The 14,095-nt window shown below is 69.3% G+C and carries 13 protein-coding genes; all 13 read left to right on the forward strand.

The annotated features are described in order from the left end of the window. Window positions 1-14: 14 nt before the first annotated feature. Complete coding sequence (locus MRBLWH11_RS12925) at window positions 15-1,781, forward strand: penicillin-binding protein 2 (RefSeq protein ID WP_116636811.1); 1,767 nt, start codon at window positions 15-17, stop codon at window positions 1,779-1,781. Between the two features lie 27 nt (window positions 1,782-1,808). Then, entirely contained in the window at window positions 1,809-3,221 is a 1,413-nt protein-coding gene (murF, locus tag MRBLWH11_RS12930) for a UDP-N-acetylmuramoyl-tripeptide--D-alanyl-D-alanine ligase (RefSeq protein ID WP_341945162.1), read from the forward strand. Next, complete coding sequence (gene mraY / locus MRBLWH11_RS12935) at window positions 3,218-4,324, forward strand: phospho-N-acetylmuramoyl-pentapeptide-transferase (protein WP_116636813.1); 1,107 nt, start codon at window positions 3,218-3,220, stop codon at window positions 4,322-4,324. The genes murF and mraY overlap by 4 nt, the downstream gene beginning before the upstream one ends. Beyond that, window positions 4,314-5,849, forward strand: a complete 1,536-nt coding sequence (murD, locus tag MRBLWH11_RS12940) for a UDP-N-acetylmuramoyl-L-alanine--D-glutamate ligase (protein WP_341945163.1) — start codon at window positions 4,314-4,316, stop codon at window positions 5,847-5,849. Before mraY ends, murD begins: the two co-directional genes overlap by 11 nt. Next, the gene (gene ftsW, locus MRBLWH11_RS12945; RefSeq protein WP_116636815.1) at window positions 5,818-7,023 is read left to right on the forward strand and encodes a putative lipid II flippase FtsW; all 1,206 of its coding nucleotides are present in this window, start codon (window positions 5,818-5,820) and stop codon (window positions 7,021-7,023) included. Before murD ends, ftsW begins: the two co-directional genes overlap by 32 nt. Continuing rightward, window positions 7,020-8,096 (forward strand): UDP-N-acetylglucosamine--N-acetylmuramyl-(pentapeptide) pyrophosphoryl-undecaprenol N-acetylglucosamine transferase, encoded by a 1,077-nt coding sequence (locus MRBLWH11_RS12950; RefSeq protein ID WP_341945164.1) that lies wholly within the window; start codon window positions 7,020-7,022, stop codon window positions 8,094-8,096. Before ftsW ends, MRBLWH11_RS12950 begins: the two co-directional genes overlap by 4 nt. Before the next feature lie 40 nt (window positions 8,097-8,136). Continuing rightward, complete coding sequence (gene murC / locus MRBLWH11_RS12955) at window positions 8,137-9,537, forward strand: UDP-N-acetylmuramate--L-alanine ligase (RefSeq protein ID WP_341945165.1); 1,401 nt, start codon at window positions 8,137-8,139, stop codon at window positions 9,535-9,537. Window positions 9,538-9,539: 2 nt separating this feature from the next. After that, window positions 9,540-10,460 (forward strand): FtsQ-type POTRA domain-containing protein, encoded by a 921-nt coding sequence (locus MRBLWH11_RS12960; protein WP_341945166.1) that lies wholly within the window; start codon window positions 9,540-9,542, stop codon window positions 10,458-10,460. A 183-nt stretch (window positions 10,461-10,643) separates the two neighbouring features. Continuing rightward, a complete protein-coding gene (ftsZ, locus tag MRBLWH11_RS12965; protein ID WP_116636819.1) occupies window positions 10,644-11,789 on the forward strand; it encodes a cell division protein FtsZ in 1,146 nt (381 codons plus the stop codon). Then, a complete protein-coding gene (locus MRBLWH11_RS12970) occupies window positions 11,786-12,496 on the forward strand; it encodes a YggS family pyridoxal phosphate-dependent enzyme (RefSeq protein WP_341945168.1) in 711 nt (236 codons plus the stop codon). Before ftsZ ends, MRBLWH11_RS12970 begins: the two co-directional genes overlap by 4 nt. Window positions 12,497-12,538: 42 nt before the next feature. Beyond that, a complete protein-coding gene (gene sepF / locus MRBLWH11_RS12975; protein WP_282216781.1) occupies window positions 12,539-13,024 on the forward strand; it encodes a cell division protein SepF in 486 nt (161 codons plus the stop codon). 3 nt (window positions 13,025-13,027) lie between these two features. Further along, on the forward strand, window positions 13,028-13,324 hold the full coding sequence (locus MRBLWH11_RS12980; protein WP_116636822.1) for a YggT family protein: 297 nt from the start codon (window positions 13,028-13,030) through the stop codon (window positions 13,322-13,324). Between the two features lie 156 nt (window positions 13,325-13,480). Beyond that, on the forward strand, window positions 13,481-14,086 hold the full coding sequence (locus MRBLWH11_RS12985) for a DivIVA domain-containing protein (RefSeq protein WP_116636823.1): 606 nt from the start codon (window positions 13,481-13,483) through the stop codon (window positions 14,084-14,086). Window positions 14,087-14,095: the final 9 nt, after the last annotated feature.

A 14,095-nucleotide genomic window follows, 5' to 3' on the forward strand; every position in this document is an offset into this window, starting at 1 on the left:
GACGGAGAGATCGCATGACGACCAGAGCCACGCGCGGACCGCGGCGACGCACGGTCGTCGCCCTCGCCGTCATCCTGACGGTGCTGGCGACCTTCGTCGTGCGCCTCGTCGACATCCAGGTCGTGAGCGCCGACGAGCACGTCGCCGACTCGCTCACGCACATCGGCGCCGGCTCGACGATCCCAGGCCAGCGCGGCTCGATCGTCGACGCGGGGGGAACGGTGCTGGCCTCCAGCGTTCTGGTCTACGACGCGCAGCTCAGCCCCCAGGTGATCATGCTCCTCGAGGACGACGATCCGGAGCTGCCGTGGGCCGAGGCATCCGAGAAGATCGCCGCGGTGACGGGGCAGACCGGCGACGAGGTCCGGACGATCGTCTCCGACGCCCTCGCCGTCGACGCCGAGAGCCAGTACGCACCGCTCAAGAAGTCGCTGACGACCGAGCAGTACATCGAGCTCCGCGACCTGAAGCTCAAGTACCTGCACTTCGAGGCCAGGGAGACCAGGGTCTACCCGAACGGGGCCGTGGCGGGGAACATCCTCGGCTTCCTCGACAACACCGGCACCGCACAGGCCGGGATCGAGGAGATGGAGGAGAGCTGCCTCGCGCCCGTCGACGGCGAGGAGTCCTACCGCACCGGCAAGGACGGCATCGTCATCCCGGGCAGCGAGCGCACCGTGGATGCGGTGAACGGCGGGACCGTGCAGCTGACCATCAACAGCGACCTCAACTGGTACCTGCAGCAGATGATCGCCGAGGAGGCGCAGGACCAGGGCGCCAAGGGCGGCACGGTGACCGTCGTCGAGGTGAAGACCGGCAAGATCCGCGCCGCGGCCGAATGGCCGGCGATGGACCCCAACGATCTGGACTCCTCGACCCCGGAGACCCGATACAGCCAGATCTTCCACAAGGACTTCGAGCCCGGCTCCACGTTCAAGGCCATCACCGCGGCGGCCGCGATCGAGGGAGCGGGTCTCACCCCGTTCAGCACGGCGCCCGCCTCGTCACGCGAGACGTTCCCCAACGGCGCCGTGATCAACGACTCGTTCACGCACCCGGAGTTCAACTACACGCTCGCGGGTGCCCTTATCGACTCCTCGAACGTGGCGCTGTCGAAGTTCGGCACCACGGTCAGCCCCGAGGTGCGCTACGACTACCTGCAGCGCTTCGGCGTCGGCGAGAAGACGCTCGGATTCCCCTCCGAGGTCGCCGGTCTGCTGCACCCGGTCAGCGAGTGGGACAACCAGTCGCTGTACACGACCACCTTCGGCCAGTACTTCTCCGTCACCGCACCGCAGCTCGCCGGGGCCTACCAGGCGATCGCGAACGGCGGCGAGAAGATCGACCTCTCGCTGATCGAGTCGTGCACCGCGGTGGACGGCAGCGTCGTCACCCCCGACGCACCGGGGCATGAGCAGGTCGTGACCGAGCAGACGGCGGCGCAGCTGACGCAGATGCTCGAGAACGTCGCCGTGCAGGGCGGCAACGCCGATCGGATCCAGGTTCCCGGCTACCGGGTGACCAGCAAGACCGGTACGGCGCAGGTCTCCGACGGCAGCGGCGGCTACAAGGAGGGCGTGTACTACACCAGCATGGTGGGGTTCGCGCCCGTCGATGACCCGCAGTACGTCGTCGTGGTGACCCTCGACGAGCCGACTAAGGTTGTATCGTCCGCGGCCACCGCATCCGCCTTCCAGAAGGCGATGACCCAGGTGATGAAGACCTATCGCGTGATGCCGTCCACTGTTCCCATGGACGAGCTGCTTCCCAAATTCGGATAGACGGCGAGAGCCGCGCCTGGAGATGACATGATCGCCCTGACGCTCGCTGAGATCGCTGCCGCTGTCGGCGGTGATCTGCGCGTCGCCGGAGACGACACGGCGGAGACGGTCGTCGACGGCATCGTCGACACCGACTCGCGCACGATGGAACCCGGCTCGATCTTCGTGGCCAAGCCCGGCGCCGAGACCGACGGCCATCGGTTCGTAGGGGCCGCCGTGGCGGCCGGAGCCGCGCTGGCGATCGTCGAGCACGTGGTCGACGCTCCGGTGTCCCAGATCGTGGTCCCCGACGCCGTCGCCGCACTCGGCGACCTCGCGAGGGAGGTGGTCGCCCGCGTGCGCGCCGGCGGCGGTCTCCGCATCGTGGGCATCACCGGCTCCAACGGCAAGACGACGACCAAGAACTTCCTCGCGCGCATCCTCGAGGACGAGGGCGAGACCGTCGCGCCCGTCAAGTCGTTCAACAACGAGGTCGGCGCCCCCGTGACGATGCTGCGCGTGACGCACGGCACCCGTTTTCTGGTGAGCGAGTTCGGAGCCGCCGCCCCGGGCAGCATCGCCCACCTCGCAGGGCTGGTCGAGCCCGACATCGCCGTCGTCCTGATGGTGGGCATGGCGCACGCCGGCGGATTCGGCGGCATCGAGGCGACCGCGAAGGCGAAGTCCGAACTGGTGGCTGCGGCCAGGGCCTCCGGCACCGCCGTGCTGAACGTCGACGATTCCCGCGTCGCGGCCATGCAGGAGCTCGCGCGATCGCGCGGCATGCGCGTGGTCGGCTTCGGACAGGGCGCGGCGGCCGACGTGCGTGCGCACGACATCCAGGTGACGGCATCCGGCACCTCGTGCGAGATCGAGTCGGCCGGCGAGCGGATGCCGCTGCGCCTGCAGGTCCTCGGAGCGCACCACATCACGAACGCGCTGGCCGCGATCGCCGCGGCGGGCGTGCTCGGCGTCCCCCTCGCCGACGCCGTCGCGCGCCTCGAGACGGTGGAGATCGCGGAGCGCTGGCGGATGCAGCCCCTGGGCGGGGACCGCGTGCGCATCATCAACGACGCCTACAACGCCAGCCCCGACTCGATGTCCGCCGCGCTGCGCACTCTCGCACAGATCACCGGACCCGACGAACGCACCGTCGCGGTGCTCGGCGCCATGAGCGAACTCGGCGAGAGCGCGGGGGAGGAGCACGATCGGATCGGGCTCCTCGCCGTGCGGCTGAACATCCAGCGGATCGTCGTCGTCGGACCCGAGGCCAGGAGGCTCTATCTCGCCGCCGTCGGCGAGGGCTCCTGGAACAGCGAGGCCGTGCATCTGCCCGACCAGGACGCGGCGTTCGAATATCTGCGCACCGAACTCCGTGACGGAGACCGCGTGCTCGTGAAGTCATCCAATTCCGTGGGCCTCCGGCATCTCGGCGATCGTCTGGGAGAATTGTTCTCGTGAGGTCTCTCATCATGGCGGCGGCGATCTCGCTCGCCTTCACCCTGTTCCTGACTCCCGTGTTCCTCCGGCTCTTCCGGAAGTGGGGGTGGGGGCAGGTCATCCGCACCCCCGAAGAGGCCGAGAACCCGAGCCACGAGGCGAAGCGCGGTACCCCGACGATGGGCGGCGTCATCTTCATCGCCGGCTCGATCGTCGGATACTTCACCGGTGTCTTCGTCAGCGGAGAGGTCCCGGCGCTCTCCGCGCTCCTGGTGATCTGGCTCATGGTCGGCTTCGGCGTCGTCGGCTTCATCGACGACTACATGAAGGTGCGCAGTCAGCGCAGCCTCGGCCTGTCCGGATGGCGCAAGATCATCGGCCAGCTGCTGGTCATCATCCCGTTCGGCATCGTGGCCCTGAACTTCCCGAACCGGTTCGGGCAGACGCCGGCCAGCGGAGCGATCTCGCTGTTCCGCGACTTCACGTGGCTGGATCTCTTCGCCTTCGGGGTCATCCTCGGCTGGATCCTGTACCTCGCCTGGATCTCGATCATCGGCGTCGCGACGTCGAACAGCGTCAACCTGACGGACGGCCTCGACGGTCTGGCCGCGGGTGCGGGCGTGATCGTGGTCGGCGCCTACAGCCTGATCGCATTCTGGCAGTTCAAGCAGCCCTGCATCGGCGGGGACCCCGACGCCCTGGGCGGGTGCTACGAGGTGCGCGATCCGTTCAACCTCGCGATCATCTCCGCGTCGTTCGCTGCCGGACTGATCGGCTTCCTGTGGTGGAACGCCCCGAAGGCCAAGGTCTTCATGGGCGACGTCGGGTCGATGGCGATCGGCGGCGTGATCACGGCGATGGCGATCCTGACCCGCACGGAGCTCCTGCTCCTCGTGATCGCCGGCGTGTTCGTCCTCGCCTCCGGCTCCGTCATCCTGCAGCGGACCTACTTCAAGATCACGCGCGGCAAGCGGCTGTTCCTGATGAGCCCCTTCCATCACCACCTCGAGATGCGCGGCTGGTCGGAGATCACGATCGTCGTGCGCATGTGGATCATCGCGGGTCTGCTCGCCGTGTCTGCTGTCGGCCTGTTCTACGTCGAATGGCTGACGCGTGTCGGCTGATCGGCTCAGCGCCCTCACGAGCTGGAACGCCGAGTGGACCGGGCTCCGTGCGGCGGTCCTCGGCCTGTCCATGACCGGGTTCTCGGTGGCGGACACGCTCGCCGAGCTCGGTGCCGAGGTTCTCGTGCTCAGCGAGTCCGCCGAGGAGGAGTACGAGCGGCTGCTCCCTGTGATCGGCGCGGAACTCGAACTGGGTTCCCTCGCCCAGGTGCCGGCCGCGCTCGTCGACTTCCGCCCTGACGTCGTGATCGCCTCGCCGGGGTTCGCGCCGTCGCACCCGGTGATCCGGTGGGCCCAGGATGCCGGCATCGCGATCTGGGGCGACGTGGAGCTCGCATGGCGGGTGCGCGACAAGGTCCTCCGCGACGACGGCACTCCGGCCGACTGGGTGCTGATCACGGGGACGAACGGCAAGACGACGACGACGCAGCTCACCGCGTCGCTGCTCGTCGAGGGAGGACTCCGTGCCGCGCCGTGCGGCAACATCGGCGTCCCCGTGCTCGACGCCGTGCGCGACCCCGGTGGCTTCGACGTGCTGGTCGTCGAGCTGTCCAGCCACCAGCTCTGGTACCTCGGCCAGTCGCAGCCCGAGGGCGAGCTGTATCCCTACGCCGCGGTCTGCCTCAACCTCGCCGACGACCATCTCGTCTGGCACGGGAGCGCGGCGGCGTACCGGGATGCGAAGGCCGTCGTCTACCGCAACACCCGCGTGGCCTGCGTCTACAACAAGGCGGATGCCGCCACCCGCCGCATGGTCGAGGAGGCGGAGGTGGTCGAGGGCGCCCGTGCGATCGGCTTCGACCTCGGCATCCCCGGTCCGAGCGACCTGGGCGTGGTGGAGGGACTGATCGTCGATCGTGCGTTCCTCGACGACCGTGCCCGCAGCGCGCTCGAGCTGACGACGATCGCCGCCCTCGACAGCGCGGGCCTCGCCGCCCCGCACATCGTGCAGAACATCCTCGCCGCGAGCGCCCTCGCGCGGTCCCTGGGAACGGAGCCCGAGGCGATCCACGCGGCCCTGCAGCGCTTCCAGCTCGACGCGCATCGGATCCAGGTCATCGCCCGGCACAGGGGCGTGGTGTGGGTCGACGACTCGAAGGCCACGAACCCGCATGCGGCGGCATCCTCCCTGCGGGCGTACCCCGGTGCGGTCTGGATCGTCGGCGGAGATCTGAAGGGCGTCGACATCGCCGAACTCGTCGCGGACGTGGGTTCCACGGCTCGCGCGGCGGTCGTGATCGGGGTCGAGCGCACCGACGTCGTCGCGGCATTCCGACGACACGCGCCCGTGGTCCCGGTGTTCGAGGTCGATGCTCGCGAGACTGGTCAGGTCATGAACCGTGTCGTGGAGATCGCGGCGGGGATCGTCGGCGACGAGGGCACGGTTCTGCTGGCCCCGGCGGCGGCGTCCTTCGACCAGTTCTCCAGCTACGCGGACCGTGGCCACCGCTTCGCCGAGGCGGTGCGGGACTGGATCGACCGGGGGAGCGCCGATGACGCAGGTATCCCGCCCTCCGCGTTCTGAGTCCGGCGGACTCGCGGCCCGGGTCTCCCTCGGGCGCCGGTTCACACCGGTGTCGACCGAGTTCCTGCTCATCGCCTCGACCGCGCTGCTGCTGACCCTCTTCGGACTGGTGATGGTGCTGTCCGCCACCAGTGCGACCGCGGTCGCGGACGGTGCGAACCCGATGGACGGCGCGCTGCGCCAGGGCGTGTTCGCCCTGCTCGGCATCCCGTTGATGTTCCTGATCAGCCGCCTGCCGATCGCCTTCCTGAAGAAGATGGCCTGGCCCGCGCTCTTCGGCGCCGTCGCCCTCCAGATGCTCGTGTTCACGCCCCTCGGCATCGCCGACGGCGGAAACCGGAACTGGATCATGATCGCCGGCTTCACGCTCCAGCCGTCGGAGTTCCTCAAGCTTGCTCTCGCGCTGTGGATCGCCGCCGTGCTGCTGCGCAAGCGCACGATGCTCGGCACCTGGCACCACGTGTTCATCCCGGTCATCCCGGTCGGCGCTCTCGCGATCGGCACCGTCCTCGCCGGCAAGGACCTCGGGACCGCGATGGTGCTCGTGCTCATCCTGCTCGGCTGCCTGTTCTTCTCCGGGGTGAAGCTCCGGCTGTTCATCATCCCGGTGGTCCTCGGCGTGGTCGCCGTGCTGGCGTACGCCCTCTCCAGCGAGGACCGGATGCGTCGCATCACGGCCACGTGCGACGACATGTCGCTGTACTACACCGACTGCTACCAGTCCATCCACGGAATCTGGGGAATGGCGTCCGGCGGCATCTTCGGGCTCGGGCTCGGCAACTCGCAGGAGAAGTACGGCTGGCTTCCGGCGGCCGGCAACGACTTCATCTTCGCGATCGTCGGCGAGGAGCTGGGCCTCATCGGATGCATCGTCGTGCTGGCCCTCTTCACGTTCTTCACGGTCGGCGCGTTCCACATCATCCGCAAGACCGATGATCCGTTCATCCGCGTCGCGGCGGGCGGCATCACGGTGTGGATCGTCGGCCAGGCCGTGCTGAACATCGGCGTCGTCATCGGCGTCTTCCCCGTCATGGGAGTCCCGCTCCCGTTCATGTCCCAGGGCGGCACGGCCCTGCTCGCCGTGCTGATCGCGTGCGGCGTGCTGCTCGCGTTCGCGCGCACCCTCCCCGCGGAGGAGAAGCCCTCAGCCGCAGCGGGTAGGGTCACGAGGTGACTTCGTACCTCCTCGCCGGCGGTGGCACCGCCGGCCATGTGAACCCCCTGCTCGCCGTCGCCGATGCGCTGCGGGAGCGGGACGCCGACGCATCGGTCCTCGTCCTCGGAACATCCGAGGGGCTGGAGTCACGGCTCGTCCCTGAGCGCGGCTACGAGCTGCTCATCGTCGACAAGGTCCCCTTCCCGCGTCGACCGAACCGCCAGGCGGCGGCGTTCCCCTCCCGGTTCCGCCGCGCGATCGCCCAGGTGCGCTCCCACATCCGCACGCACGGTATCGATGTCGTCGTCGGCTTCGGCGGGTACGCGTCGGCTCCCGCCTACGTCGCCGCGCGGAGGGAGGGCGTGCCCTTCGTCGTGCACGAGGCCAACGCGAAGCCGGGGCTCGCGAACGTCCTCGGGGCCCGTCGAGCGGCCGGCGTCGGCGTGGCCTTCGCCGGGACTCCGCTCCGCGGCAGCGAGGTCGTCGGGATGCCGCTGCGTCTCGAGGTCATCGCCCTCGACCGCACGGCGACGCGCGACGAGGCTGCGGCGCACTTCGGACTCGATGCCGATCGTCCCGTCCTCCTCGTCTTCGGAGGCTCCCTCGGCGCCCAGCGACTGAACGAGGCGATGGCCGACTCCTGGGGCGACGTGCTCGCGGCGGGATGGCAGCTGCTCCACGTCACCGGTGAGCGCAGCGAGATGGTCGATCCTGAGGTGCCCGGCTACGCCCTGCGGCGCTACGTCGATCGCATGGACCTCGCCTTCGCCCTCGCCGACCTGATCGTGTCGCGGTCCGGATCGGCGACCGTGAGCGAGGTGAGTGCCCTCGGCATCCCCGCGCTGTACGTGCCCTACTCGGTCGGCAACGGCGAGCAGCGCCTCAATGCCGCATCGGCCGTGGCCGCCGGCGCCGCGCAGCTGCTCGATGACGCGACCTTCGACGGCGACGCGGTGCGCCGCATCGTCGTCCCGCTGCTCGGCGACCGCGAGCGCATCGGCCGGATGGCCGCGGCCGCGGAGAAGGTCGGCACCCGCAACGGGACCGAGAACGTGATCGCCCTTATCGATCGTGCGCTCGGCGCCGCCTGAGACGGTCGAGACGACCGAGGAAAAGTAGACTGAACACGACATGATCAGACCCGACCTCTCCCTCCCGATCCCCGAGACGATCACCTCCGCGCACTTCATCGGCATCGGCGGCTCCGGCATGAGCGGCCTCGCGAGGATGTTCCTCGACGCCGGCATCCGCGTCTCCGGCACCGACCGCGCCGACAGCGACAACCTGCGCGCCCTCGCGGCTGCCGGCGCCACCGTGCACGTCGGCCACGACGCGGCGTATCTCGGCGACGCCGACACGGTCGTGCACACGGGCGCGATCTGGCCCGAGAACCCCGAGTTCGTCACGGCCAAGGAGCGCGGGCTGCACGTCATCCACCGCTCCCAGGCGCTGCACTGGCTGATCGGATCCCGCCGCCTCGTCTCGGTCGCCGGAGCCCACGGCAAGACCACGTCGACCGGCATGATCGTCACGGCTCTGCGCGAGCTCGGCACCGACCCGCACTTCGTGAACGGCGGCGTGATCGAGCAGCTCGGCACATCGAGCGCGACCGGCACGGGCGACTTGTTCGTGATCGAGGCCGACGAGTCGGACGGCACCTTCCTGCTGTACGACACGGCGGTCGCGCTGATCACCAACGTCGATCCCGACCACCTGGACCACTACGGCTCGGACGAGGCGTTCCACGACGCGTTCGTGCGATTCGCGGATGCCGCCTCCGAGGCGGTCGTGATCTCGAGCGACGACCCCGGGGCGCTGCGCGTCAGCGCGGGGCTCTCGCACGACAACGTCATCACCTTCGGCCAGGCCGAGGGAGCCGATCTCCGCGTCACCGACATCGTCGCCGCAGGTCCCGTCGCCGCGACGCTGACGCACGAGGGGGAGAGCGCGCGCATGCAGCTCGCCGTCCCCGGCGTGCACAACGCGATCAACGCGGCAGGAGCCGTCGCGGTGCTGCGTGCGCTGGGCCACCCGCTGGCCGACGCGGTGCGCGCCGTCGAGGGCTTCGCCGGCACCGTGCGCCGACTCGAGCAGCACGGCGTCGAGCGCGGGGTCACCGTGTATGACGACTACTCGCACCATCCCACCGAGGTCCGCGCGGCGCTCGAGGCCATGCGGAGCATCTCGGGCTCCGGCCGGATCATCGCGATCCAGCAGCCGCACACCTATTCGCGCACGCAGCACATGTACCAGGAGTTCGCCGACGTCCTCGAGGAGTTCGCAGACCACACGGTGATGCTCGACGTCTACGGAGCCCGTGAGGATCCGGTTCCCGGGGTCACCGGTGCGCTGGTCAGCGACGCGTTCCGCGACCAGGGGCACGTGCACTACGTCGCCGACTGGCAGCAGGCCGCGGACTACACGGCCACCGTGGCTCGGGACGGGGATTTCGTTATCACGCTCGGGTGCGGGAACGTCTACCAGATCATCCCGCAGGTGCTGGAGTCGCTCCGCCGGACCGACGAGGCGTAGCCATGCGCCGGCCCGCACCGCTTCCGACCGCCCCGGAGGGCAAGGGGCAGAAGGATGCCGCGTCGGAAGCGGAGACCCGCCCGCGCCGCCGTGAGCGTGCCGAGGCGGCAGCCGTCGTCGACATCGAGTCGGGACAGCCGGCGGCGCCCGCCGACGAGGCGCCGCAGCCGACCTCTACCGGGGACGTGTGGCGTGCCGCGCGGGCGCGGCGCAAGGCGCTCCGCGCGGAGATCCGCCGGTTCACCCAGCGCTCTCGCCGGCGGAGGATCATCTGGCTCAGCAGCATCGGCGCCGTCCTCCTGCTGATCGGGGGGAGCGTCGCCGCGGCGTACAGTCCGCTCTTCGCCGTCGAGAAGATCACGGTGGCCGGGGCCACGACGCTCGACCCCGCGGTGATCGAGGCGGCCCTCGCCGACCAGATCGGCACCCCGCTGGCGCTGGTCGACACGAGCGAGGTGAAGGCGGCGCTGCTCGCGTTCCCGCTCATCGAGACCTACGCACTCGAGGCGAAGCCGCCGCATGATCTGACCGTGCGCATCGTGGAGCGCACACCGGTGGGCGTCATCCGCTCGGATGCGGGATATACGCTCGTGGATGCCGCCGGCGTCGCACTCGCCACCACGTCGGATCAGCCCGCGGGGCAGCCGATCATCGAGGTCGAGGGCGGTGTCGACTCGACGGCGTTCGAGAGCGCCGGGCTGGTCGTCCGATCGCTTCCGGCAGGCATCAGGGGCGCGCTCACCGGCGTGAGCGCCTCGACGGCCGACGACGTGACGCTGACCCTCAGCACCGGCCTGACGGTCGTGTGGGGGAGCGCGGAGGAGTCCGGGCTGAAGGCGCTCACGCTCTCTGCCGCGCTGAACGCGAACCCCGGCGCGACGTCGATCGACGTCACTTCGCCGAAGGTCGCGGTCGTCGGCTGACGGCTTTCGACGGGAATGGCGCGACACGCCCGTGTCGCTGCGCTTCCGCGGGCACGCGGCGCTTACCTTCGATCTCAGGGAACGCAATACCGGGAAATACTTTACACCTCTAGTTGAGGTTTAAGGTTCAGCCCCGCACTCTCTCGACAACGAACGCAAGGCTCGACTAATCGGAGGCCGGCCATGAGCCAGAACCAGAACTACCTCGCCGTGATCAAGGTCGTCGGCGTCGGCGGTGGCGGCGTCAACGCCGTGAACCGTATGATCGACCTCGGCCTTCGCGGAGTCGAGTTCATCGCCGTGAACACCGACGCCCAGGCGCTGCTGATGAGCGACGCCGACGTCAAGCTCGACGTGGGCCGCGAGCTCACCCGCGGACTCGGAGCCGGAGCAGACCCCGAGGTGGGTCGTCGTGCCGCCGAGGACCACGCCGAGGAGATCGAGCAGGCGCTGACCGGGGCCGACATGGTCTTCGTCACCGCCGGCGAGGGCGGTGGCACCGGAACCGGTGGCGCTCCCGTCGTCGCGCGCATCGCGAAGTCGATCGGCGCCCTCACGATCGGTGTCGTCACCAAGCCGTTCTCCTTCGAGGGCCGCCGCCGGCAGAGCCAGGCCGAGGCCGGCGTCGCGAAGCTCAAGGAAGAGGTCGACACCCTCATCGTGGTGCCGAACGACCGTCTTCTCGAGATCAGCGACCGCGGCATCTCGATGATCGAGGCCTTCGCGACCGCCGACCAGGTGCTCCTCGCCGGTGTGCAGGGGATCACCGACCTGATCACGACCCCCGGACTCATCAACCTCGACTTCGCCGACGTGAAGTCGGTCATGCAGGGTGCGGGATCCGCCCTCATGGGCATCGGATCCGCGCGCGGCGCCGACCGGGCGATCAAGGCCGCCGAGCTGGCGGTCGAGTCGCCGCTGCTCGAGGCCAGCATCGAGGGCGCGCACGGCGTGCTCCTCTCGATCCAGGGTGGATCGAACCTCGGCATCTTCGAGATCCATGACGCCGCGGACCTCGTCAAGGAGGCCGCGCACCCCGAGGCCAACATCATCTTCGGTACGGTCATCGACGACACGCTCGGCGACGAGGTGCGCGTGACGGTGATCGCCGCCGGGTTCGACGGGGGAGAGCCGTCGCTGCGGCTCGACCCGATGGTCGTGTCCCGTCCCGCCACCACGACGCTGCCCGAGGTCGCGCTCACCGAGACCGAGGAGCCGGCGAAGGCCGAGACCGCTGAGCCTGCTCCCGTGCAGCAGCGTGTGCCGGCCACGAGCATCGAGCCGGCGTTCGCGGATGACGACATCGACATCCCCGAATTCCTGAAGTGACAGGAGTGACGGCCGAGGACAGTCAGCAGTCGGACCTGGCCGCGCGGCTGTCGGCGATCGACGAGCGCATCGCCGACGCCGCGCGCCGGGCCGACCGCGATCCCGCGGAGATCACTCGGATCGTCGTCACGAAGTTCCACCCCGCATCGCTGGTGACGGATCTGCAGGCGCTGGGCGTGCGCGAGGTCGGTGAGAACCGGCAGCAGGAGCTCTCCGCCAAGCAGGCCGAGCTCTCGGCACTGGATGTTCGCTGGCACTTCATCGGCCAGGGGCAGACGAACAAGGCGGCGGCGATCCGACGGAGCGCGGATGTCGTGCACTCGGTCGACCGCGGTCGACTCGCCGATGCGCTGCACCGCGCCGCGGAAGACGACGATGTGCTCGACGTCCTCGTGCAGGTCAATCTGACGGACGACGCGGGGCGAGGCGGTGTCGCCCCGGCCGAGGCCCGCGCTCTGGCTGAGCACGTGCTGACTCTGCCGTCCCTGCGTCTGCGCGGGGTGATGGCGGTGGCACCCCTCGACGAGGAGCCTGCCTCGGCGTTCGCCCGTCTTCGCGGCATCGCCGATGCGATCCGCGAGGTCGAGCCCTCGGCCACCTGGATCTCCGCCGGAATGACGGGTGACTTCGTCGAAGCGATCGACGCGGGCGCGACACACCTGCGGATCGGCTCCGCAATCACCGGACCCCGCCCCGACCGGGGTTAACCTGTGAACAGACCACCCCAAACGTTCGAACCGGAGGACACGATGGGTAACCCGCTGAAGAAGACCATGGTGTATCTCGGCCTCGCCGACGAGGAAGAGGTCTACGAGGAGGAGACGCAGGCTCCGGCCCGCGCCCACCGCGAACGTGACCGCGACCGCGATCGTGACCGCGAGGAGTCGGCTCCGGCTCCCGTCACGCCGCTGCGCCGCCCGGTCGCCGTCCGTCAGCCTGCTGCCGGCACGGTGAACGAGATCCTCACGGTGCACCCGAAGCAGTACCGCGACGCTCAGCTGATCGCGGAGAGCTTCCGTGAGGGTGTCCCGGTCATCATCAACCTCTCGCAGATGAGCGACGCCGACGCGCGTCGTCTGATCGATTTCGCCAGCGGCCTCTCGCTCGGGCTCTACGGCCGCATCGAGCGCGTGACCTCGAAGGTCTTCCTGCTCTCGCCGGAGAACATCGCGGTCTCGGGCCAAGGGGGAATCGCGCACGCGGACGCCGAGTCCGCGGGCTTCGACCAGTCGTAGCCCGTGGAGCTGGTCTCCGTCGTCGCCAGGATCGTCCATCTGGTGCTGCTGCTCTACATCTTCGTGCTCTTCGCGAGGCTGATCCTGGACTACATCCCGATGTTCAATCGGGAGTGGCGTCCGAAGGGATTCGGGCTCGTCGTCGCAGAGGCCGCCTACACGGTGACCGATCCGCCCATCCGGTTCTTCCGGCGGATCATCCCCCCGTTGCGGATCGGCTCGCTGTCGCTGGACTTCGGGTTCGCACTGACGATGCTCATCGTCCTGGTGCTCATGAACATCGTGGGATTGTTCATCTGACCGACCGGCGAGTTCTCGCGCCCTGGGTGTCGTGACATCGCGACGCCGAGGCTCGGGGACTATGCTGGCACCCAGGTGCGCGCCCCGGGTTCGCGCCACATAAAGACCGCGCCATAATCGTTACTGGCAACCGAACTCATCGAAAGAGGAGCCATCATGGCACTTACCCCGGATGACGTCGTCACCAAGCAGTTCCAGCACGTCCGCTTCAAGGACGGCTTCGACCCGGACGAGGTGGACGACTTCCTCGACGAGATCGTCATCGAGTGGCGCAAGGCTCTCGAGGAGAACGTCGAGCTGAAGGCCAAGCTGGCCGCCTACGAGTCGGGCGCAGCCCCCGCGGCCGCTGAGCCCGCCGCTGCCGCCCCCGTGGTCGCCGAGGCGCCTGCCGCTCCCGTCGCCGAGGTCCCGGCCGAGCCTGCTCCGTCGGGTTCCGCCACCGCGACGGCCGGCATCATCGAGCTGGCCCAGCGCCTGCACGACGAGCACGTCGCCGAGGGTGAGGCGAAGCGCAACCAGCTGATCGCCGACGCCGAGGCCGAGGTCGGCCGCATCCGCAGCGAGGCCGAGGCCAAGCAGCGCGAAGAGGCCGCACGTCTGGAGCGCGAGCGCAACACGCTCGAGGCCCGGATCACCGAGCTCCGCAACTTCGAGCGCGACTACCGGTCGCAGCTCCGCGGCTACATCGAGGGTCAGCTCCGCGACCTCGACGAGAAGTCGGCCTCCACGGACTCCACGCCGGTCTCCGCGATCGGCCTGTAAGGCGCCCTC

It is taken from the genome of Microbacterium sp. LWH11-1.2 (genome assembly GCF_038397745.1).
Lineage (GTDB): Bacteria > Actinomycetota > Actinomycetes > Actinomycetales > Microbacteriaceae > Microbacterium.

Coding starts and splice junctions, on each gene's coding strand:
- ftsW (WP_116636815.1), top strand. CDS start 5,818: ATGACGCAGGTATCCCGCCCTCCGCGTTCTGAGTCCGGCGGACTCGCG.
- murF (WP_341945162.1), top strand. CDS start 1,809: ATGATCGCCCTGACGCTCGCTGAGATCGCTGCCGCTGTCGGCGGTGAT.
- MRBLWH11_RS12985 (WP_116636823.1), top strand. CDS start 13,481: ATGGCACTTACCCCGGATGACGTCGTCACCAAGCAGTTCCAGCACGTC.
- ftsZ (WP_116636819.1), top strand. CDS start 10,644: ATGAGCCAGAACCAGAACTACCTCGCCGTGATCAAGGTCGTCGGCGTC.
- murC (WP_341945165.1), top strand. CDS start 8,137: ATGATCAGACCCGACCTCTCCCTCCCGATCCCCGAGACGATCACCTCC.
- sepF (WP_282216781.1), top strand. CDS start 12,539: ATGGGTAACCCGCTGAAGAAGACCATGGTGTATCTCGGCCTCGCCGAC.
- MRBLWH11_RS12960 (WP_341945166.1), top strand. CDS start 9,540: ATGCGCCGGCCCGCACCGCTTCCGACCGCCCCGGAGGGCAAGGGGCAG.
- MRBLWH11_RS12925 (WP_116636811.1), top strand. CDS start 15: ATGACGACCAGAGCCACGCGCGGACCGCGGCGACGCACGGTCGTCGCC.